Annotated in this window: 12 protein-coding genes; 4 read left to right on the forward strand and 8 right to left on the reverse strand. The window is 66.9% G+C overall.

Features of this window, described 5'->3' with window-relative positions; all coding sequences use genetic code 11:
* Nucleotides 1-34 precede the first annotated feature (34 nt).
* Together QP045_RS05835 and QP045_RS05840 are read right to left on the reverse strand one after the other, a co-directional pair.
* Nucleotides 35-1132: a Gfo/Idh/MocA family protein gene (locus tag QP045_RS05835; protein WP_422514025.1), complete on the reverse strand. Its 1098-nt coding sequence runs from the start codon at nucleotides 1130-1132 to the stop codon at nucleotides 35-37.
* 186 nt (nucleotides 1133-1318) lie between these two features.
* Nucleotides 1319-2059, reverse strand: coding sequence for an SDR family NAD(P)-dependent oxidoreductase (locus QP045_RS05840; RefSeq protein ID WP_422514026.1), 741 nt, complete (start codon nucleotides 2057-2059; stop codon nucleotides 1319-1321).
* 80 nt (nucleotides 2060-2139) lie between these two features.
* Between QP045_RS05840 and QP045_RS05845 the strand changes: the two genes are divergently transcribed.
* On the forward strand, nucleotides 2140-2787 hold the full coding sequence (locus tag QP045_RS05845) for a TetR/AcrR family transcriptional regulator (protein WP_422514027.1): 648 nt from the start codon (nucleotides 2140-2142) through the stop codon (nucleotides 2785-2787).
* Between the two features lie 103 nt (nucleotides 2788-2890).
* Here QP045_RS05845 and QP045_RS05850 read toward each other — a convergent pair whose 3' ends face one another.
* Nucleotides 2891-5863, reverse strand: coding sequence for a TonB-dependent receptor domain-containing protein (locus tag QP045_RS05850; RefSeq protein ID WP_422514028.1), 2973 nt, complete (start codon nucleotides 5861-5863; stop codon nucleotides 2891-2893).
* A 346-nt stretch (nucleotides 5864-6209) separates the two neighbouring features.
* Between QP045_RS05850 and QP045_RS05855 the strand changes: the two genes are divergently transcribed.
* Nucleotides 6210-8288, forward strand: a complete 2079-nt coding sequence (locus QP045_RS05855) for an alpha-N-arabinofuranosidase (RefSeq protein WP_422514029.1) — start codon at nucleotides 6210-6212, stop codon at nucleotides 8286-8288.
* Between the two features lie 54 nt (nucleotides 8289-8342).
* Here the strand turns inward: QP045_RS05855 and QP045_RS05860 are convergent, their stop codons facing one another.
* The gene (locus QP045_RS05860) at nucleotides 8343-9533 is read right to left on the reverse strand and encodes an alpha/beta hydrolase-fold protein (RefSeq protein WP_422514030.1); all 1191 of its coding nucleotides are present in this window, start codon (nucleotides 9531-9533) and stop codon (nucleotides 8343-8345) included.
* A gap of 239 nt (nucleotides 9534-9772) precedes the next feature.
* Here QP045_RS05860 and QP045_RS05865 point away from each other — a divergent pair, with 239 nt between their 5' ends.
* Nucleotides 9773-11737 carry a beta-L-arabinofuranosidase domain-containing protein gene (locus QP045_RS05865; protein ID WP_422514031.1) on the forward strand — a complete coding sequence of 655 codons (1965 nt, stop codon included), beginning with the start codon at nucleotides 9773-9775 and terminating at the stop codon, nucleotides 11735-11737.
* Nucleotides 11738-11792: 55 nt separating this feature from the next.
* Here QP045_RS05865 and ggt read toward each other — a convergent pair whose 3' ends face one another.
* The 4 genes from ggt to QP045_RS05885 form a co-directional block, all read right to left on the reverse strand.
* On the reverse strand, nucleotides 11793-13565 hold the full coding sequence (ggt, locus tag QP045_RS05870) for a gamma-glutamyltransferase (protein ID WP_422514032.1): 1773 nt from the start codon (nucleotides 13563-13565) through the stop codon (nucleotides 11793-11795).
* 1 nt (nucleotide 13566) lies between these two features.
* Entirely contained in the window at nucleotides 13567-15381 is a 1815-nt protein-coding gene (locus QP045_RS05875; RefSeq protein WP_422514033.1) for an amidohydrolase family protein, read from the reverse strand.
* Entirely contained in the window at nucleotides 15378-17891 is a 2514-nt protein-coding gene (locus QP045_RS05880; RefSeq protein WP_422514034.1) for a zinc-dependent metalloprotease, read from the reverse strand. Before QP045_RS05880 ends, QP045_RS05875 begins: the two co-directional genes overlap by 4 nt.
* A gap of 68 nt (nucleotides 17892-17959) precedes the next feature.
* Complete coding sequence (locus tag QP045_RS05885; RefSeq protein WP_422514035.1) at nucleotides 17960-20959, reverse strand: TonB-dependent receptor plug domain-containing protein; 3000 nt, start codon at nucleotides 20957-20959, stop codon at nucleotides 17960-17962.
* A gap of 266 nt (nucleotides 20960-21225) precedes the next feature.
* Between QP045_RS05885 and QP045_RS05890 the strand changes: the two genes are divergently transcribed.
* Complete coding sequence (locus QP045_RS05890) at nucleotides 21226-22260, forward strand: cupin-like domain-containing protein (protein ID WP_422514036.1); 1035 nt, start codon at nucleotides 21226-21228, stop codon at nucleotides 22258-22260.
* Nucleotides 22261-22271: the final 11 nt, after the last annotated feature.

A 22271-nucleotide genomic window follows, 5' to 3' on the forward strand; every position in this document is an offset into this window, starting at 1 on the left:
AACTGCTTAAGCCGGATTGCGACGGGCGCGATGCTCATGCGCCGACCTGCACGCGCCTTCCCTCGCGCGCGGAGCGGTAAATCGCCTCGATCACGCGCAGGTCTGCCAGTCCTTCCTCACCCGGCACCAATGGCTGGGTGTCGTTGATGATGCATTCGGCGAAGTGATCGAGCTGTCCGGCGTGCTGCTTCTTGCCTGCCGGAACCGACTGCTGCTCGGTGCGACCGTCCCGGTGCACGAACATCTTGTGCCCGTCATAGCCGGTTGCCGGCTCCAGCCCGATCCATCCCTTGGTCCCGATGACCCGATAGGCATTGTGGTTGGAGCTGTAGCTCGAGACGCAGGTCGACTCGATGCCCGAGGGAAAGCGCATCAGGAACGAAATGCGATCCTCGACCGTGCCAAAGCGCGGGTCGGAACGGTCGGTCGATTCCATCGCGCTGACCTCGACCGGCTCCTCGCCCGTCAGATACCGCACCGCGTTCAGGCTGTAGATGCCGATATCCATCAGCGACCCGCCGCCCGCCAGCGCCCGGTCGAGCCGCCATTGATTGGGTTGCGCATTGAAACCGTGCTCGGACGTGATGATCCGCGTCGGCCCCACGAACCCGTTTCGCGCCATCTCGATCGCCAGCCGGTTGTGCGGCTCGAACCGCGAGCGATAACCGATCATCAGCTTGCGACCCGCCGCACGACAGGCGTCGATCATCGTCTGGCATTCCGCGGTGGAGACCGCCATCGGCTTCTCGCACATCACATGCTTGCCCGCCCGCGCCGCGCGCACCGTATATTCGGCATGCATGGAATTGGGCAGGATGACATAGACGACATCCACGTCCGGATTGTCGCGGATGCTGTCGAAGTTCGCGTAGCTGTAGCGGTGCGACGCCGGGATCTTGTACTGCGTGCCGAAGCGTTCCAGCTTTGCCGGCGTACCGCTGACGAGCGCCGTCAGCCGCGCATTGTCGCACTCGGCGAACTTCGACATGATCAGTTCGGCATATCCGCCGAGCCCGACGACTGCATAGCCGATCTTGCGATCCCGTGGCGCCGCGCAGGCGCCGTTCGCCGCAGCGGCGACCAGTCCTGCTCCAATACCGGCGATGATCGTCCGACGGTCTGTCTCGGCCATGCATCCTCCCAAAGTCATTGTCCGCACTTCGGTGCTGTCTTTCGGGAGGGTAACATCCTTGATCCTGCGGCGCCATCACGCGGGTTATTGGTCGAGGAGGCGAAGAAATCCATTTCGCCGGTTCGTCACCTCCCGCTCAACTGGCGGCCCCGCAACCGCTGAGCCGCGGGGTAAAGCCCGCGTGAGTCAGGTAAGCACACCGCCGTCCACGTTCAGGATGGCACCCGTGATCTGCCGGGCCGCTGGCGTCGCGAGGAAGGCGACGGCCGCCGCGACATCCTCTGGTGCGCCATAGCGTCCGAGCGGGGTGAGGCTGCGCTGATAGTCCGCGAATTCGCCGTCCTCCGGGTTCATCTCGGTATTGGTGGAACCCGGCTGCACGAGATTGGCGGTAATATCCCGGGGGCCGAGTTCGCGCGCGAGCCCACGCGTGAACGACTGAAGCGCGGACTTCGTCATGAAATAGACCGTGCCCGTGGTCCCGACGATGCGGTCCGCACCCGCCGAGCCGATCGTGATGATACGGCCCCCTTCCTTCAGATGCGGGATCGCAGCCTTCGCAGTAAGGACCGGGCCGCGCACGTTGACGGCGAGCAGCGCGTCGAGGTCCTCGACCGTGAAATCCGCGATGTTGTTGTAGCGGACGATGCCCGCATTGTTCACCAGGATGTTGAGACCGCCGAGGGCATGGACCGCCTCGTCGACAGCGCGCTGGATCGAGTCCGGGTCGCCGCTGTCGGCCTGGATCGCCACGGCCTTGCGGCCCTTGCCTTCCACTGCCGCCACCACCTCGGCGGCCCGCTCGGCAGACCGCTCATAGGTGATCGCGACGTCGGCCCCCTTGTCCGCAAGCGCGATCGCGATCGCCGCGCCAATGCCGCGCGAAGCGCCTGTCACCAGCGCGCGCTTGCCAGCCAGTTCCTGCATCGTCCGTTCCTTTCTGTGATGTTCGTTACAGAATAGCTGGCGTCGTTGCGTTCGGCTGTCAATGGATTATATAACGATCGATGCAGAAAGTGGCTGAACAGGGTGGCGCATGTGCGCAGGGCGAGCGGGTCCGGGGACGGCCCCGCGCGTTCGATCGCGATGCGGCGCTGACCGCGGCGATGCGGCTCTTCTGGAAGAAGGGGTTCTCGGCGACGTCGATCAGCGACCTGACGCGCGCCATGGGGATTGGCTCACCCAGCCTCTATGCCGCCTTCGGATCGAAGGAAGCGCTCTATGCCGAGGCGCTGGGCCAGTATCAGTCGACCCACGAAGGGATTGTCTGGGGGCGCTTCTTCGCGGCCGACACGGCGCGGGCTGCCGTCGCGGCATTCCTGCAGGATTCGGCGGCGGGCCTCAGCCAGACGCCCGACGGCTGCATGGTGACGCTCTCCGCCGTTGGCGCCGAAGGGCATGCGGACCTCGGGGCCCTCGTCGCCGCCGCGCGCAACCTCACCCTGAACCGGATCAAGACCCGGCTGCAGGAGGGTGTCGCCGCGGGCGAAATTGCCGAGACCGTCGACGTCCACGCCCTCGCCCGCTTCGTCCAGACTGTCCAGAACGGCATGTCCCTGCTCGCCCGCGATGGAGCGAGCCGCGCGGAGCTCGAAGCGGTAGCCGAAACGGCGATGCTGGGCTGGGACGCCCGCGTGAACCAGCCGCAAAGCTGAGGCTGCCGGCCTCCAGGTCACGGCCACCCCATGCTTTCGCGCGGGGAGAGCGACCTCCCCCCGCGCGAACAGCAGCCCCCTGGGTCTCGCCGATCGTGGCCGATCAGAACGAGAAGCGGACCCCGGCCCGGTAGATCCGGCCGACGATGTCATAGAGCGCCGGATTGGCGTTCACGGGCGAGTCCGCCGGGTCATGGTCGAACACGTTATCGACCTTGGCATAGGCGGTGATCTGCTTGGTCAGGTTATAGGTCGCGCCCAGGTCGAGATAGAAGGCGCCCGGCATGGAGTTGTTGTCGATGGTCGGCGCAATAGCCGTGGAGACGGGGCACGTACCCGGCGCGCAGACCACATATTGGTTCCCATAGCTCCCGTCGCTGAACCAACGCTCCTGCACCGTAAAGCTGAAGCGATCGTTGGAGTAGGTCTGCACGCCCAGCAGCTTCCAGTGCGGCGTCGAGCCCGTGTTGACGCCGGCGCTGTCGACCGGAGCGGTACCGGGCAGGCCGGTGTCGGTCACGAACTTGCGGATGTGCGTGGCCAGGCCGCGCAGCGTCAGGGTGCCGTCCAGCCCGAACGGGTTCGACCAGCGGTAGCTCGCTTCGATGTCGAAGCCGTCGGTCTTGATCGACGCCAGGTTGAACGCCTGCACGTTGATGAAGTTGGGGCCGTTCGGGTTGTTGAGGTTATAGGCGCTGCACGTCTCGGGCCGGATATTGCGGAAGCACAGGTCGACGATCTGGTTCGCGCCCAGGCTCGAGATGACGTCCGCCACCTTGATCTTGTAATAGTCCACCGACACGCTGAAGCCGGGCAGCCACGACGGGTTGGCATAGACCGCGCCGATCTCGGTATTCCGCGCGACTTCCGGCGTCAGGTTGGTGTTGCCGATCGCGTTCTGGATGGCGACGACGTTGACGTTGCGGGCCGGATCGAAAAAGTTCGGAAGCGTCGTGGTGACGGGTGCTGCGAACAACTCCGACAGGTTGGGCGCGCGCACGTCGCGGGACGTGACGCCACGCAGGCGCAATCCGTCGAGCGGCGTGTCCCAGGTTCCACCGACCTTCCACGTCCAGATCGTGCCGGAGGTGCTGTAGTCGGTCACGCGCGCCGCGCCGTTGATGTTGGCGCGGCCCATGGCATCCGACTTGAACAGCGGCAGGTCGACCTCGGCAAAGGCCTCCTTCACGCTATAGGCGCCCGTGCCGTTCTTGTAGTTGCCGGCGTACCAGTTGTTTCCGCCCGGAGAGAGCGTCGGATCCGCCGGGAACTCGGGGGTGTTGGGACTGAGCGGCGACACGCCGGCGCCATAGGCATCGGCACGCACGCGGTAATATTCGTGGCGATACTCGCCGCCGAACGCGACCGCGAGCGGCCCTGCCCAAAGCTCGAAGGGCGTGCCGGAAAAGCTGATGCTCGCGGCGTCCTGCGTCAGCCGCATCCGCTGGAACGGCCCGTTCTCTGGCTGGACATAGCGGCGCGCCGATTCCGACGGCGTCGCGCCGCCGATGATGTTGAGCGGCACGCAGCCGTTCGCCCGCGCCACCGGATCGGCGCACACGATCGCGCCGTTCAGCGCAATTGCCTGGATCGCCTGGTTGAAGTGCGGCGACAGGACGATGTTGTCGACGTCGATCGCCGTCCGGTTCATCCCATGCTCGTAATAGGCGTCATAGGTCCAGGGCGAACCCAGCAGGTCGAACTTGCCCTTCAGCCCGCCGACGAACCGCGCCTGGCGGCGATCGGTACGGACCTTGGTGTTGGGCAGGATCGCGACGCTGGTGCCGAACTGGAAACTGGTGATCCCTGCATTGGCGCACGCCGTCTGGACAGAGGCGGGCACGAACGGGTTCGCGCACTGGATCAGGAGGCCGGGGCGGTTGGCGCCATTGGTCGGCTGGTTATGGGTCTTCACCTGACCCACGTTGACGCTGAAATAGACCTCGTTCTCGGGCGCGAAGTCGAACCCGACGCGGGTATAGCCGACCAGGCGCTGGATGCCGGACTGGAGCGTGCGGCCGGTATCGATATTGCCGGACAGGTCACCCCCGACGCAAAAGCCCGGGAAGCAGCCGTCGACTCGTCCCGTGTTGTTGCGCGTGGGCGTCCCGTTCGACCCATATTGGAAGGGGAACGGGCTGCCGCTCTGGTCGAAGGCGATGCCCTGCAGTGGGCCCGCAGTAATCAGGCCGTATTTGGTGAAGTTGTACGGCTGCGCATAGTTGCGCATGACATATTGCGGCGATCCGTCATTCGTGACGTTGCGGTTGATCATGGTCGTCTGGCGAAACCAGTCGCGACGCCCCGCCAGGTCGAGGCCGAAGTCGCCCGGCCCGACGCCGGCTTCCTTTGCGAACTCGACGCTGGTCACGACGTGGAGCTGATCGTTCAGGTAGCTCTTGCCGCCGGCCAGCTGGATCAGGCCCTGCTCATTGTCGCCATAGGTGGTGATGCCGCCCTGGACGTTGCCCTTGAAGCCTTCGAAGCGCGTGTCGGTGATGAAGTTGACGACGCCGCCGACCGCGTCCGAGCCATAGGATGCAGAGGCACCGCCGTTGACCACGTCGACGCGGGAGATCAGCAGCTGCGGGAACAGGCTGACGTCGGTCACGCCGGTATAATAGGCGCCGACCACGCGCTGCCCGTCGATCAGCGTGAGCGTGCGGATCGTGCCGAGGCCGCGCAGCGAGAAAGAGCTCAGCCCCTGCTGGCCGCTCGACGTGCTGAAGGTGTTGGTGGCCGAGCCGCTCGACCCCTGCAGCGACGGCAGCTGCGCGATGGTCGTAAAGATGTTGGGCTGCGCGTTGTTCTGGATATCGGCCTGGCTGATCACCGTCGTCGGCGTCGGCGCGGTATAGCCGCTTGCCTGGATGCGCGATCCGGTAACGACGATGTCCTGCGGAGAGGTGGTGGTGGTGCTTTCTGGAGCCTGCGCCGGCTCTGGGTCGGCAGGCGGTGCCGGGGCATCGGCGGGGGCCGCTGTCGTCTGGGCCGCGGCGGGTGCCGCCGACAAGGCGATGAGAATTGCCGCAACACTGGTCGACCCGCAAATCGCGGCCACGCGCCCTGACTTCATTGAACCCTCCCCCATGTTCAGCGGCACCATTGATCTGGTGACGCCCAGTTGACCGAGCCGAAGCTTTTTGCTCCTGACTGGTAACGTTATCATCAAGGATGCATGTAGACGGGGTAGGTGTCAATACTCCGACTCTGCAAGAATCCGATCCACCAAGTCTTCCCTCATGTACGCTCGTCAAGAACGCCAAAGTAGTCTGACAACCTGATCGTCGCCGAGCCCAAGTCCTCGCAACATCAATGTTGACGTTACCATTCCGAACCGTGCTACGAAGCTGCACGCCGGGGGAGCACCAATCGTGGCCGATCGAGCCACATCGCCGCGCGAAAACAGGGAGAGAGATGTGATGAAACCGGTCGCTGCGGCGCTTGTCCTGTTCTCTATGCAAACCGCGACGGCGGTATCGGCCATCGCCGGGCCGGCACCCGTCGTTGTCCGAGTCGACGCCAACCGCCCGTCCGCGCCGGTGACGCCCTACGAATACGGGATGTTCATCGAGCCGATCGGCGATCTCGTCGGACGCACCTTGTGGGCAGAACTGCTCGCCGACCGGAAATTCTACTACCCCGTGGGGCCCGCCTCTGCCGACGTACCCCCGCCCCTGAATGCCGAGGGGCGTCCGGGCGTCACCTACCGCAAATGGCGGCCGATCGGCGGCGACGACGCCGTCACGATGGACCAGCGCATGCCCTATGTCGGGACGCAGTCGGCCAGCGTTGCCGTGGCCGGGAACCAGCCGCGCGGACTGGGACAGACCGGTTTCACGGTCGTTCGCGGCAAGCGCTACGTCGGGAACATCTGGCTGAACGGTGATCCCGGCGCGGCAGTATCGATCGCGCTCGTCTGGGGCGACCGCCCGCAGGATCGCCAGGTCATCGCCCTTCCGTCCCCCGCCGCCGATTGGCGCAATGCCAGCTTCGCGTTCACGCCAACGAGGGATTCGTCGGACGCGCGGCTGGAAATCACCGGCACCGGTTCCGGGCTGTTCCGGGTCGGCACCGTCTCGCTCATGCCATCAGGCAACATCAACGGCTGGCGCGCGGATACGACCGCGGTCGCGCGATCGCTGAACTCCGGGTTCTGGCGGTTGCCCGGCGGCAATTTCCTCTCCGGATGGGACTGGCACGAGGCGATCGGCCCACGCGACAAGCGCCCGCCGATGTTCGACCATGCCTGGAGCGCGATGCAGCCCAACGACATCGGCATGGACGAGTGGATGGAATTGACCCGCATCCTGGGGGTGGAGCCCTATGTTTCGGTCAATGCGGGTCTCGGCGACGCCAATTCGGCTGCCGAGGAGGTCGAGTATCTGAACGGCGCGGCGACCACCGAATGGGGCGCCAAGCGCGCGGCCAACGGCCACCCCGAACCCTATGGCGTCAAATGGTGGAACATCGGCAACGAGCCGTTCGGCTGGTGGCAGCTCGGCAAGACCTCGCTCGAATTCTACACCATCAAACACAATGATTTCGCCCGCGCGATGCGGGCGCGCGACCCGTCGATCACGCTGATTGCTTCCGGCGCCATGCCCGACCAGCTGCATCCCAAGGGCGTGAAGCAGAACTCGACGCTGGAAAGCATCCAGCCCAAGTTCGGCACCGAGGAGGATTGGACCGGCGGCCTGCTCGCCCGCTCCTGGGGCACGTTCGACGGCATTACCGAACATTGGTACGACCGTGCCGAGGAGCGCCCGCACGCGCCGCCCGCCGACGAACTGATGGAATATGTCCGCTCGCCCTCCAACCATGTCCGCATGGAAGCGGAGGAGTGGGCGATCTACGAAAAGCGGTTCCCGAAGATCCGGGAGGCAAAGACGTTCCTGTCGATCGACGAGTACGCCTATATGGCCGGACCACCGACGCTGAAGTCGTCGCTCGCCTATGCGATGGTGTTCCAGGAGATGCTTCGTCACAGCAACTTCCTGAAGATGTCGGGCTTCACGACCGGCGTCTCGACGATGGACATCACCCCGACCGCCGCAACCCTGAACGCGACCGGCACCGTCTTCAAGCTGTACGGCGAGCACTTCGGGGCGGGAACGACGCCGCTCCACGTCGACGGCGACGCGCCGCAGCCCGAACCGAAATATCCGGTCGGGCACGCGCATCCCAAGGTGCGCGCCGGCAGCCCGACCTATCCGCTCGACGTCGTCGCGGGGCTTTCCCCTGACGGCAAGAGCCTGCGCGTGGCGGTAGTCAACGCCACCTTCCAGCCGCAGCGGCTGGCGCTGGCCGTCGACGGTCTCAAGCTGCGCAGCGGCGGAACCCGGTGGCTGCTCGCCGGCAAGACGCTCGACGCCGCCAACACGGTCGCGAAGCCCGACGGCGTCACCATCCGGCAAAGCAAGGTCGGCGGCGATCCCCGGTCGCTGATGGTGCCGGCAACGTCGGCGGCAATCTACGAACTGCCGATCGCGTCCCGCTGAGCGCCAGGCACCGGCCTCCAGGGTGGAGGCCGGTGCCGGACCTTGCGCTGGGGATCAGTCCCGAAACAGCAGCGGCGCAAACTCCTTCAGGCTGCGGCGCCAGGTCTGGAACTCATGCGCGGTGTCGGGCGACACGTAGAAGACGCTGTTGATCCCGGCGGCCTTCAACCCCGCGGCGTTGGCGCGCGGGTCGACCTTCGGCCCGCCCGGGGGACCCGTGCGCCCGCCCTCCAGCTCGCGGCTGCCGAAGCTCACGAAGGTGAGCTTCACCTTGTCGCGATAGCCCGGCGTGTTGTTCACGTCGTCGACCGAAACGGTGCCCCCGCTGAACAGGCCGATGTAGCCGAATTTGTCGAGGTTCTTGGGCGCGATCAGCTTGGTCTCGAAACCGCCCATCGACAGCCCCGCCATGGCCCGGTGCTTCTGGTCGGTCAGCGTGCGGAAGTTGCCGTCGATGTACGGGATCAGCTCGTTGAGGAGCACCGTCTGGAACGGCTTGATATCAAAGCTCGCAAGCCCGCCCGGGGCACCCGGCTTCACATCGTTGGTCATGCCATAGGTCATGACGATGATGAACGGCCGCGTGGCACCGGCCGCGATCAGATTGTCCATGATCAGATTGGCACGGCCCTGGTTGGCCCATGCGGTCTCGTCCTCGCCCCAGCCGTGCTGCAGATACAGCACCGGATAGCGCTCGCGCTGGTTCCGGTCATAGCCCGGCGGCGTGTAGACAAAGGCGCGGCGCTGCGTTCCCGTGCTCGGCGACGGGAACAGGACCTGCGCGACATTGCCGTGCGGCACGTTCTTGAGCGCATAGAAGTCCGCGTCGTGCGCAGGGATCTCGACGCCGCTTTCCCAGCGCGTCGAGCCATAGAAGTTGAGTGCGCCGGGGTCGTTGAACGTGCCGCCGTCGATCGTCAGGTGATAATAATGAAAGCCCTCGTCGAGCGGCCCTTCTGACGTGCCGACCCAGCTGCCGTCCGCCGCCTTGGTCAGCACGGTGCCGCCACGTCCGCCTAGGCCGAGGCTGACCTTCACCGCCTTCGCGTCGGGCGCGACAATCCGAAACCGGGCATACCCTTGCGAGTTGACCTGCGGGAATTCCTGCCCGGGCTGGTTCAGGGACGACGGCTTGAAATCCTCGAGCACGGTCGCGGCAGTTGTCTGTGCCGGCGCCGCCGCCTGTGCGAATGCCGAGGCCGGCATCGCGACAGCCGCCAGCAACATTGCAATACGCATCTTCATAGTTTTTATCCCCTCCCAATTTCCAAAATGGAATTACGCTAATTTTCTTGTTGTTTCGGCAAAGCATCGCAGGAGTTCGACTTCGCAGCAAGTCGCAGGATCATACCTGTACTGGCCGTCTCCTGCCGGAGATCGGGGGCGCGGCCTGCCGCGTACGCCGAGGTTCGGCTTTGCAAAGCGCGCCACTTCGGCCATGTCATAAGGCGGTCCAACGATAGAGATCGAGTGAGAGGATTTCCTTGAGCAACAATGCGTGCTGCACCGGCCATTCGCGCCGTAGTTTCCTTGCCGGTGCCGCGGGCAGCGGCCTTGCCGTCGGCGCCGTCACCACGCTGACGCCGCCCGCCCTGGCAGCCACCGCCGCGGACCAGGTGTCGCCCGCGGTCGCTGCAAAGCTGCAGCCATTCGACATGGCGGACGTGACACTGGGCGAAGGGCCGTTCCTGCATGCGCAGCGCATGACCGAGAAATATCTGCTCTCGCTCAAGCCCGACCGCATGCTCCACAATTTCCGGGTGAACGCCGGGCTGAAGCCGAAGGCGCCGGTCTATGGCGGCTGGGAATCGGTCGCGACCTGGGACGAGATCAACTGCCACGGCCACACCCTGGGCCATTACCTCTCGGGTTGCGCGCTCGCCTACCGCTCCGGCGGGGACAAGCGGTTCAAGCAGCGCATCGACTATGTCGCGAACGAGCTTTCCGCCTGCCAGAAAGCCGCCGACACGGGGTTGGTCTGCGCGTTTCCTAAGGGCGCCTCGCTCGTCGCCGCGCACATTCGCGGGGAAAAGATCACCGGCGTCCCTTGGTACACGCTGCACAAGGTCTATGCGGGCCTGCGCGACGGGGCGCTGCTGGCGGACAGCGAGCCTGCGCGCGCCGCGCTGCTACGCCTCGCCGACTGGGGCGTGGTCGCCACGCGGCCGCTGTCGGACACCGAGTTCGAAACGATGCTCGACACCGAGCATGGCGGCATGAACGAGATCTACGCCGACCTCTATTTCATGACCGGCAAGGACGACTACCGCGTCCTGTCCGAGCGCTTCTCGCACAAGGCGCTGCTGGAGCCGCTGGCAAAGGGCCGCGACAACCTCGACGGGATGCACGCCAATACGCAGGTGCCCAAGGTTGTCGGCTTCCAGCGTGTCTATGAGGCGACCGGCGACGCCAAATACCAGGATGCGGCCGAGTTCTTCTGGCGGACGGTCGCGCTGACCCGTTCCTTCGCGACCGGCGGCCATGGCGACAATGAGCATTTCTTCCCGATGGCGGAGTTCGAGAAGCACGTCTTTTCGGCAAAGGGCTCCGAAACCTGCTGCCAGCACAACATGATGAAGCTGGCGCGCGCGCTGTTCCTGCACGATCCGCGCGCCGAATATGCCGATTACTATGAGCGGACGCTCTACAACGGCATCCTCGCGTCGCAGGATCCGGACAGCGGCATGACCACCTATTTCCAGGGTGCGCGGCCGGGGTACATGAAGCTGTACCACACGCCGGAGGACAGCTTCTGGTGCTGTACCGGCACGGGCATGGAAAACCACGTGAAATACCGGGATTCCATCTACTTCCATGACACCTCGGCGCTCTACGTGAACCTGTTCCTGCCCTCTTCCGTCCGCTGGAAGGACAAGGGCGCGGTGCTCACCCAGACGACCAGCTTCCCCGACGCCGCATCGACCATGCTGACGTGGAAGCTGCAGTCGCCGGCCGACATCACGCTGAAGCTGCGCCACCCGCGCTGGAGCCGCGCGGCGACGGTGCTGGTCAACGGCCAGGAGACGGCACGCTCGACAAACCCGGGCAGCTACATCGATGTGGCGCGTAACTGGCGCAGCGGCGACCGGGTCGAACTGCGTCTCCAGATGGAAGTCGCGGCCGAACGCGCGCCCGCGGCGCCGGACATCGTCGCCTTCACCTATGGCCCGCTGGTGCTCGCCGGCGCCTTTGGTCGCGAGGGGCTGGCACCCGGCGCCGACATCATCGTCAACGAGCGGGAGATCGGCAAGTACAACGACGCGCCGTTCACGCCGCCGTCGCTGGCCGGGGACCCCGCCACGATCGCGGAGACCGTCCGCCGGGGAAGCCAGCCGCTGGAATTCACGATCCAGTCGGCCGAGCAGACCCCCGTGCGGCTGATCCCCTATCACCGCATCGCGCACGAGCGCTATGCGACCTATTGGAAGGTGAGCCCGGCCTCAGCCTGAAGCCGCGCCACCTCGATCCCCCCGGACCCGGTCCGGGGGGATCGGATTGCCGTCCTCAGCGTACCCCCAGCGCCAGTGCGTCGGGGCGGCGGGTATCCGCAGCGCCCAGGAAGCGTTCGCCCTCGATCACGATCGACTGGGTGCTCCCCATGGTGTTCGAAGGCCGCACCTTGTGCCCCCGGGCCTCCAGCAGCGGCACGATGTCGGGCGAGAACCCTTCCTCCAGCTCCAGCGGCGCGTCCCCGCCCCCCTGGTTCAGCCGCGGTCGCTCCGCTGCCTCGGCGATGTTGAGGTCGAAATCGATCATGTTCACCAGCAGCTGCGCCATGGTGGCGATGATGTAGCCGCCCCCCGGGGTGCCGGTGACCAGCCAGGGCTTGTCGTCCCGGAACACGATCAGCGGCGTGATCGTCGAGCCGGCGCGCTTGCCCGGCCCCGGCCAGGTCGCCTCCCGCTTCGGGTCCTTGTTCCCCCAGGCGAAGTTGCCGAGCGAGTTGTTGAGCAGGAAGCCGGTGCCCGGCGCCACGACATGCGCGCCATAGGATGCGGAAAGCGTATAGGTGTTGCTCACCGCGTTGCCGAACTTGTCCGCCACCGAAAAGTGCGTCGTGTCCGCGCTTTCATAGGGGTACGGGTTGCCGTCCGGCAGGGTGGCTGCCCCCAGCGCCCTGGTCATGGAGATGAGCTTGGCGCGCTCCTGCGCATAGGCCTTGCTGGCGAGGCCGGTTGCGGGGGTCCGCCACTGCGGGCCGCCGCCCACCAGACGCCGGTCGGACGAAGCGATCTTCATCGCCTCCGCCACCAGGTGCAGGCTGTTCACGCTTCCCCAGCGATATTGGCGCAAGGGAAACTGCTCCAGGATGTTCATCGCCTGGGCCAGCGTCACGCCCGAGGCCGTCGGCGGCATATAGGCGATGCGCAACCCGCGATAGCTTCCCCACAGGGGCTGGGACACCTCAGCCTGATAGCTCGACAGATCCTCCGCATCCATGACGCCGCCGCCGGCACGCACACCCGCCACCAGCCGCCGCGCAATCTCCCCCTTGTAGAAGGCATCGCGCCCGCCGCGCGCGACCGCGCGCAGGCTCCAGGCGAGATCCGGCTGCCGGAACAGCTCGCCCGGGCGGTAGGCGGAACCGTCCGCCTTCAGGAAAGCGGCACGGGCACCCGGGTCCTTTTCCAGCATCGCCTTGCGGCCGGCCGTCGCCTCCGCCTCGCCGTCGGTCAGCCGGACGCCGCGCTCGGCCAGGCGTATCGCCGGCTCGACCAGCTTGCGCCACGACATGCTCCCATAGCGGCGGTGCGCTTCCCACATGCCGGCGACCGTCCCCGGCACGGTAATGCCCTTGAACGACATCGACGCGGCAGGATCATGCTTGCCGTCCGGGCCGACCAGCAGATCGGGCGTCGTCGCGCGCGGCGAGGTGCCATAATAGTTGATCGCCAGGTCGCTGGCCGGCTTGCCGTCCTTCGCCGCCATATGGATGACCATATAGCCGCCGCCGCCCAGGTTGCCGGCGCGCGGCAGCGTCACCGCTTCGGCAAAGGCGGTCGCGATCGCGGCATCGACCGCATTGCCGCCGGCCCGCAGGATCGCCACTCCGACTTCGGTGGCGGCATTGCTCTGGCTCACGACCATGCCATCGCGGCCGATCGTCGGCGCGTGGATCTGGCTATAGGCGACGATGTCGCCGCCGGATCCGCGCCGCGACGCCGCCTCTTCCTCCTGCGCGCGGGCTGCGCCGGGCACGAGGAGCAGCGCCGCCACCACGGTCCATGCCGGCGCGCGCAGGCCGTGGCGGATGGACGGACGTTCAGGATTCCGCATCTCAGTAGAACCGGACATTGTCGACCTGCAGCCACATGCGCTCGCCCGCGGGCCGCGATCCGCCGACCTCGACCTGGACGATGCCGTCGCCCGTGAACGCCGGCGCCGTCGCCGCGCCGCTGCGCTGGCGCACCGGCTTCAGGCTGGTGAAGGGCACTTCGACCACGGCCCAGCGCGACGCGCCGGTGACGGGTGCCTCCCAGCTGCCGTCCAGTCCGTTCAGCCGCACCACATAGGCGCCCTCGCCCTTCAGCTCGAAGCGCACGCCCTTGTAGTTGGACAGGCGAACCGGAGTGACGGAGCCACGCGTCAGCGGGATCGCGACCCCGGCATAGGGGTCCTTCTTCATCGCCATCCGCGCGGACAGCATCAGCGCCCGGCCGCCCTCGTCCCGCGGCACGATCTGGGTGATCTGCGCGCTCCGGTCGATGCCGCCGTCCGGCGTCTCCAGGCGCAGCGTATCGAGCGACGAACGCCGCCCCGCACGCTCGAAGTCGTCGACCAACGGCGCGACCGTTACCGAGGGGAGGCGATCCGTGCGGTTGGCTGCGGGCAGCGGCGGCGCGCCGGCGCCGCTCACCAGCCTGCCGTCGATATAGACCTGCGCGATCTTGCGGACGTCGCGGATGTCGCGCCAGGGGGTGCCCTCGATCACGACGAGATCGGCGCGCTTCCCCACCGCGATCGTCCCGCGGTCGGCATCCAGCCGAAGGATCCTGGCACTGGTCTGGGTAGCCGCGACCAGCGCCTGCGCCGGGGTCAGCCCGGCTTTCACCAGCAATTCCATCTCGCGCAGGGTCGAGCTTCCGTGCGGGGTCCCCGTCATCCCGGCGTCGGTGCCCAGCGCGATCGGCACGCCCGCGTCGAACAGCGCCTTCACATTGCCCAGCGCATAGCCGAACTTACGGACCGACTGCTGGTACCGCGCATCGTTGCGATCGGCGGGAGCGCCCGATTTCTCGGGATCATAGACCGCCAGCGTCGGCGCCATGCCCATCCCCGACTTCTTGATCTCGGCGACTTCCTTGGCGGTGATGGGCCGGTCCTGGAGACCATGGGCGAGCGAATCCACGCCGGCCCGCGCGGCGACTTCGCCACGCTCGACCGTCACCGTATGCGTCAGCACCGGCCAGTTCAGACGATGCGCCTCCTGCACCACCGCCTTCAGCGTCCACGCGTCCATGCTGGTGTTGTCGGGTGCGGTGCCATAGCGCCAGCCGTCGCTGAACACCTTCACCAGATCGGGCTTGTAGGGCGCCAGGCTGCGGATCGCCGCCTGCCCCGCCTCGGGCGTGTTGACCCACAAGGTCGTGGCCTGGTCGGCCCAGTCGGCGCCGTGGCCGCCCGGCGTGCTGACCCGGGCTGCAAAGCTGACGTGCGGCGCGGCAAGCGTCTTCAGCCATTGCCGGCGCGGCGCATAGCTTTCCGGCTGCTGGTGGAAGTCGGCGACGGTGGTGACGCCGGCGCGGACATATTGGGTGGCGATCTGCGGCGTCGTGGCGGGGGCGCCGGCCGGGGTCCAATGGGTATGCACGTCGAAGAAACCGGGCAGCAATGCCTTGCCCCTGGCATCGACGATCTTGGCACCCCTGGGCACCCGCACGTCGGCACCGACGGCGACGATGCGGCCGCCGCGGACCAGGACGGTCGCGGTCCGGGGCGCGGCCCCGGTTCCGTCGAACACGGTCGCCCCGACCAGCGCCAGCGTCTCCTCGGCAGCCTGTGCCGGGAACGGCACTGCGGAATGCACGAGCGCACCGGCCATGAGGATGGGAAGAACCCGCTTGTGCATTGCTGCCCCCTGAAATCGCTTCAACGAAATGGCTCCTGGCTGAAAAGTCCCGGCCCCTCGCAGAACCAGCAGTCGGTATCGCTGCCGATCGGCGCACCCGGCGGGATCGGCGGCGGCGGCGCGATCGGCTCGATCAGGCGCGCGCGATCCTCTGGCGAGGCGGCAATCACGGTTGCGAGCAAGGCGCAATGCTCCTGCTCCGCCCGATCACCCCGGCATTTTCCGACACGCGAACCGAACCGCCGCAAACTCGCCTGCACGCTCGCCAGCGCAGAGGGCGACAGCGCCTTTCCTTCCGAGAGGGACAAGAGGCGCGCGAGATAGCGTGCCCGCACCTGCCGGACGATTTCGGCTGCGCGAGGGCCGCCCGTGGCCGGGGCGAACAGCGTGGCTTCCAGCGCGTCGAACAGCGCCGAGGCAGACAGCTGGCCGGGGTCGGCGGCACCTTGCAGCACCAGCCGGTTGATCCGCTCGGGCGCGAGCAGCGCCGCCAGGCTGACGTCCGCAGCGACCTCGGCCGCCTGCGCCCAGTCAAATGCCGCGGCGGTGCGGCCTGGCAGCAGCTCGATGTCGAACTGGCGATCGGGCGTTCCCGACTGTTTCGAGGACAGCAGCGGGATCAGCGCGTCCGGCAAGTCGAGCACTTCCGGCCGCAGCGTGCCGAGCACAGCATCCAGCGCCGCGCGCTGGCGCCCGGCCGGGATCGGCGTCGCGGCTTCTCCTCCATCGCCGATCACCGCGTAGCGATAGTCGAGGCCGGCGATCAGCTTGGATGCCGCGACCACCTGATAGCGGTGGAACAGGTACAGCGGCACGAGCAGTCGCTGCAGGTCCGCCGCCGGCGCTCCGGGCCGCAGCGTCTCGATGCCGAACCGGTCGAGCGCGATGCGACGGACGCGCAGCGTCTCCGCCAGCGACGCGACCGCATCGGGCCCGTCGTCCCACATGTTCCCCCAGGGCTGGGCATCACCCTCCCCCCGGGTGTCGCCATCGGCCACGAAGCGATAGCCTTGCGACTGGGCTTCCCGCACGCGCGCGTCGAGCTGCGCGCGTTCGTCCGTGCCCACCGGAAACTCCCGATACAGCCAGTCGATCGCGAACCGATCCCAGGCGCCGACGCCGGTCGCATAGGCATCCGTGAAATCGAGTTCTTCTCCGCGAGCCCGGATGCGGGGTGCGGGATAGTCCATCACCGACGCGCGGTCTGCAAAGGTGCTGCCCGCAAAATTGTGCGACATCCCCAGGGCATGTCCGACTTCGTGCACGGCCAGCTGCCGCAGCCGCGCGCGCACCAGCACCAGCGGGTCGTCCGCGCGGCCGGTGCCTTCGCCGCTCGTGCCCGCCAGCGCCTGGAAAATCAGCTTGTCGTGCCATGCCCGAAGGGAGCCGAGCTGCACCACGCCGCGCACGATCTCGCCGGTGCGCGGATCGACGATGGTGGTGCCCGTTGACCAGCCACGGGTTTCGCTGTGGACCCAGGCGATGACATTGTAGCGCGCGTCCATCGGATTGACGCCCTCGGGCAGCACCTCGACCCGGAATGCGTCGGCAAAACCAGCGTCGTGGAATGCCGCCGACCACCATTGCGCCCCTTCCATGAGGGCGGTCCGGATCATCTCGGGGGCCGCGCGATCGACATGGAAAATGATCGGCTTCTTCACCGGCGACCTGGCAGCGGCAGGGTCGCGCTTTTCCAGCCGGAAGCGCCGCGCCAGCCGCGTGACCATCGGCTGGTCGAGCGGCGCCGCGAAGTCATAGCGGATCACCTGCACCGACGTACCCGCGCGCGGATCATGCGCGCGCGTGCGAAAACCGGCGCCGGGCAGGCGGATGAAACTGTGGTGCACCCGCACCGTCAGGGCGTGCCCGTCCGGCAGGACCCGGTCCATTACGCGGGCGGGCTCATCGCTGGTGAACGTCAGCGCCGCCTCGAACTCGACATTGTCGGGAAACGCCAGCGTCTGTTCGGGGTCGAGGTAGCTGAGCGCGGTCGAGAGCTTGAAACTGCCCGCCTTCGCCCGCTTCAACCGTCCCGCCACGTCGAGCGCGTCGCGCATCAACAGTCCGCTTAGGTCGACGACGACGCCGCGTGCGTCCTCTTGCAGGATCTCCCCCGACCAGATCGGCGAATTGGAGAAGGAACGGCGCACCGCCTCGCGCTCGCCAGGGCCCGCATCCATGGCCTGGAAGCGGGTATTCTCGAACTCGGCGATCACCCGCGACCCGATCTTGCGGAAGGCGAGGATCTGGGTCTCGCCAAGGCGCGCGCGGTCCATGCCGAGCTCGACCGAACCGAGCCCGCCCGCGATCGAAGGGGTATAGAGATAGCGCGCGATGGTGCCGTCGGCGGCCGCGGGCGGCAGCAGCACGCGCTGGCCGTCCTTGGCCGTGCCCATCGGCGCAAACAGCACCGGCGGGCCCGTCCGCACGGTTTCCACGCCCGGCGGCGCCGGCTGTGCCGATGCCGCAGAGGCGCAGGCGAGCGTGGAGACGGCAATTGCTGCAAACAGCCCGGCACGACGACGTTTGGACATCAGGAAACCTCGGGTGACGGGCAGCAAGGAGGGGGCACCGGCCGTGGCCGACGCCCCCTTGGCACGGCTTAGAAGCTGTGCCGCGCGTTGATGTACCAATAGCGCTGCATCGGCGAGTACAGCGTCCCGGCATAGCCTTCCGAGGAAAGCGGCGGCTTGCTGTCGAACAGGTTGCGCACGCCAATTCGCAGCGACGATCCTGCCAGGGCACCGTCCTCGAAGCGATACTGCGCGTAGAGGTTGGCAGTCGTGAGCGGCACGACCTCCCAGAACTCCTCCGGCGCCAGCGCGAGCGAGGTGTCATAGACCTTGCCGGTGTACTGGACGAAACCGCCGACGGTCACATTCTCCAGCGACCAGGTCAGCGATGCCGAGCCGCGCCACTTGGGCTTGCGGTTGCGCTCCAGCAGGCTGCCGCCGCCGGTGATGGTGGTGCCCGGGTTGATCTCCCCGGCCGCCTGCGCGTCCAGCAGTTCCTGGATCCCGGGCGATGCCTCCTGGTAGAATTCCAGGAAGTGCGACGCGTTCACACCCAGGCTGAAGCGGCCGATGCCGGTCTCAGGCGTCCGGTAGGTCAGGTTGAAGTCGAGCCCGCGGACGGTCTGCGGCTGCAGGTTGACGTACTGGTCGAGGACGTAGAGCACCTGCCCCGCCGGGGCGAGATTGGTGCCGGCGAACGCCTCCCGGTCGGACGCGGTCGGCTCGGCCCGGATGACGTTCGGGTTGGTCGAGCCCTGCTGGCGCAGCAGATAGTCGAGGATCAGCGCATTGCCCTCGCCATAGAGGCCGACGAGGCCCTTCTGGCGAACGCGCCAGTAATCGGCAGTCAGGGTCAGGTCACCCCAGCCCACCGGCAGCGGCGGCTCGAGGACCGTGCCGAACGAGATCGTCGTCGCGCGCTCGGGATCGAGATCCGGGTTGCCCGAGCGCCGTGCCTGGGTGGTCTGCGACCGCGAACAGCTGTTGAAGCTCGAAATCCGCCCGGTGCGCAGGTCGGCTTCGCAATAGACCCAGTCGGTGCGGGTGTTGGACCGCGTAACCACGGTCGCGTTCACCTGCTCGATGTTGGGCGCACGGAACGACTTTGCCCAGGAACCGCGCAGGCGCAGGCCGCGGACGATGTCCCACGATCCTGCAACCTTGGGCACCGCCACGTCGCCGAAATCGCTGTAGTGCTCGACACGTCCCGCCGCCTGCAGGTTCAGGCTGCGCACCAGCGGCACGTTCATTTCCGGCGAGATCACGGGAATCGCGAACTCGACATAGGCACCGGCGACGTTGCGTGACCCCTTGGTGTCCGGGTTCATCGCGGAATCGACGAAGTCGCTATAGACGACGCCGCTCAGCGGATCGGTATAGTTGATCGTCCCGTCCATGCGCGCGTCGCGATCGTCGAGCTGGGTTTCGCGCCGTGCTTCCACGCCCATCGCCATGCCCAGGTTGCCGCCCGGCAGCTGCAGCAGGTCGCCCTTCGAGACCCGCAGGTCATAGGTGGCGAGCGTCGACTTGGTATAGCGCGTCAGGTCCTGGCGGATCGCCGCGATCGTCGCCGCGCTGTTCACCGAGGTGCCGAAGACATTGTACGCATCGGGCGTGGTGAGGGCCATGCTCTCGTACAGCTTGGTGCGGCTCACATTGTCGCTGACGTCGCGTACCCAGGCTTCCGAATAGCTGACCGCGGACTCCCAGTTGAAGCCGGCGATCTCGCCGCGCAACCCGCCGAGCAGCCGGAACTGCTGGTTGGTGACGGTGACGCTGCGCAGGCCCAGGTCCTCGAACAGGTAGTTCGGCATCGTGAGCGCGACGCCCGCGGCCGGCGCGTTGATGCCGGGCAGGCGGTTGGGGTTGGCGCTGCCGTCCGCAAGCGTGGCCGGGCCGAACGGGTTCCAGTAGTTGCTCGACGGCACCGTCAGCGGCGATGCGGTCGTCGTCGCGATCGGGCTCTGCTGCGCCCGCGTCTTGCTGCGATAGAAGCCGGCCTCTGTAAAGAAGGTCAGCGTGTCCGACAGTTCGTATTTGCCGCTCAGGAACAGGTTGAGGCGATCCAGCCGGGGGATGACGGACACGCCGACAGCCGCCGCGTCGTACCGCAGGTTCCGGTCCGCGCCCGAGGTCGCCATCGCGCCGCTCTGGATACAGCGGTCATTGCCGATGACGGCACCGCAGCCCGAATTGGTGGTGGGCTGGACGTGGAACTGGCCCGAACCGTTGGTGAGCGCGCGGCCGTTCTGCGACACGACCAGGTTGCCGCGGGTGCGCAGGTTCGCGAACGGGTTGGTGGCAGCCCGGCCGTCGAGCGAGGTCGATCCTTCGAACGGCGTCCCCACGAACAGGTCCGTCTTGTCGGCGGATGCGGTGAAGTCCTGCTCCGTGCTCAGCAGGCCGGTGCCGCGATCATAGCTGCCGAACACCGTCACATTGCCGCGGCCCTCGGCGAAGTTGGTGCCGAGCACGCCGTTCGCGTTGAACTCGCGATAGCCCGTCCCCTCGGCGCCGCCGTACTGGAGCGAAATCTCGCCGCCGTCATAGTCGCTCTTGAGGATGGTGTTGACCACGCCGGCAACCGCGTCGGCGCCATAGATGGCGGCAGCGCCGTCGCGCAGGACTTCCAGCCGCTCGAGCCCGTTGACCGGCAGCGCGTTGCTGTTGAAGCTCAGCACCGGGACGAGCTGGTCGTTCGCCTGGCTGGTCGGATGGTTCACCACCCGGCGTCCGTTCAGCAGCACCAGCGTGTTGCCCACGCCCAGGCTGCGCAGGTCGAGCGACCCGACGTCGCCGCGCGCGGAATTGGAAGAGTTCGGCAGATACTGGCTGTTAAAGCGGACGTCGCCGAACTGCGGGATCGACCGGAACAGCTCGTCGCCGGAAACGGCGCCGGTGTTCTTGATCTCTTCGGTGGTCACGACCGTGACCGGCAGCGCCTCGGTCGTCTTCGCGCCGCGGATCTGCGATCCCACCACCAGGATGTCGCCGGACGGGTCGGCCGCGGCGTCATCCGCGCCTGCTGCGTCTTCTGTAGACAGGGCTTCCTGCGCCGACTGCGCAGAGGCCAGATTTCCGTGAGCCAAAGCAAACAACGAACTGGCCGTCACGGCCGCAAGCCGCAACGTAAAAGACTTCTTCAAAACGCCCCCCTTTTAGTCAGCGTGGCCCGGTTACCTCCGGTCCCCTCCCTCGCCCGACGCTCGTTTCATTCACGGCATCGCTAACAACGATAGTCCCGTGAACCGGCGCGCTGTCAATATATTTTATACAGGATGCCACCCTGGGAAGGATGTTGCGCCGCAGCCGGATTCCCTCTGACAGCGGGTGTGGAATGCAATAGCGTGCGACGATGCTCCTTGATCGCCTTGCTCCCCCCAGACCGGTCGCCGAGGTACCGGCGGTCGATGCCGCAACGTTCACTCGGGAAGTCCTTGAGAACTACCGTCCGGTGATCCTGCGGGGCCAGGTGCGTCACTGGGCGGCGGTCCAGGCCGGCGCGCGCGGCGACCGGGCAATGGCGGAATATCTCGCCGGCTTCGGTGGCGGGCGGCCGCTCGACGTGATGATCGGCGCGCCGGAGATTGCCGGGCGGTTTTTCTACAACGACGATCTTTCCGGCTTCAATTTCCAACGCCAGCAGGTGCCGCTCGGGCAGCTGCTGGGCGAGCTCCTCCGCTTCGCCGAGCAGGACGTGGCCGCGCCCCACGCCCTGTATGCCAATGCCGCGACCGCGCCCGAGCATCTACCCGGCTGGGACGTGGCCAACGCGCTGAACCTGCCGACCGGCGACGCCCCGGCGCGGCTTTGGATCGGCAATGCCACCCAGGTCGCCACCCATTACGATCAGTCCAACAACATCGCCTGCGTCGTCCACGGCCGCCGCCGCTTCACGCTGTTCCCGCCCGACCAGATCGCCAACCTCTATATCGGCCCGCTCGACAACACGCTGGCCGGGCCGCCGTCCAGCATGGTCGATCCGGATGCTCCGGATCTGGCGCGCTACCCCCGCTTTGCCGAAGCGATGGCCCATGCGCAGGTCGCCGTGCTGGAACCCGGCGATGCGATCTTCATCCCGGCGATCTGGTGGCATCACGTCCGCGCGCTCGACCGGTTGAACGTGCTGGTCAATTATTGGTGGAACACGGAGGCGACGGCCTCGCCCTTCGGCGCGCTCATCCACGCCCTGATGAGCATCCGCGACCTGCCGGCGCCCGAAAAAACAGCCTGGCGATCGTGGTTCGACCATTATGTCTTCGCGCCAAAGGCGAGCGAAGTCGCCGATCATCTTCCCGCTCAGGCCCGCGGGATCCTGTCCGCGAAAAGCCCGGCCCGGACCGAGCGATTGCGGGGCTTTCTGATCCGGATGCTGGGCGGGCGGGTCTGAGCTCTTTCCGG

Source organism: Sphingomonas sp. 3-13AW (genome assembly GCF_049311085.1).
Taxonomy (GTDB): domain Bacteria; phylum Pseudomonadota; class Alphaproteobacteria; order Sphingomonadales; family Sphingomonadaceae; genus Sphingomonas.

Excerpts from the sequence above, each read along its gene's own strand:
- QP045_RS05840 (WP_422514026.1), bottom strand. The coding sequence starts at position 2,059 with ATGCAGGAACTGGCTGGCAAGCGCGCGCTGGTGACAGGCGCTTCGCGC.
- QP045_RS05845 (WP_422514027.1), top strand. The coding sequence starts at position 2,140 with ATGCAGAAAGTGGCTGAACAGGGTGGCGCATGTGCGCAGGGCGAGCGG.
- QP045_RS05855 (WP_422514029.1), top strand. The coding sequence starts at position 6,210 with ATGAAACCGGTCGCTGCGGCGCTTGTCCTGTTCTCTATGCAAACCGCG.
- ggt (WP_422514032.1), bottom strand. The coding sequence starts at position 13,565 with ATGCGGAATCCTGAACGTCCGTCCATCCGCCACGGCCTGCGCGCGCCG.
- QP045_RS05860 (WP_422514030.1), bottom strand. The coding sequence starts at position 9,533 with ATGAAGATGCGTATTGCAATGTTGCTGGCGGCTGTCGCGATGCCGGCC.
- QP045_RS05850 (WP_422514028.1), bottom strand. The coding sequence starts at position 5,863 with ATGAAGTCAGGGCGCGTGGCCGCGATTTGCGGGTCGACCAGTGTTGCG.
- QP045_RS05835 (WP_422514025.1), bottom strand. The coding sequence starts at position 1,132 with ATGGCCGAGACAGACCGTCGGACGATCATCGCCGGTATTGGAGCAGGA.
- QP045_RS05890 (WP_422514036.1), top strand. The coding sequence starts at position 21,226 with ATGCTCCTTGATCGCCTTGCTCCCCCCAGACCGGTCGCCGAGGTACCG.
- QP045_RS05880 (WP_422514034.1), bottom strand. The coding sequence starts at position 17,891 with ATGTCCAAACGTCGTCGTGCCGGGCTGTTTGCAGCAATTGCCGTCTCC.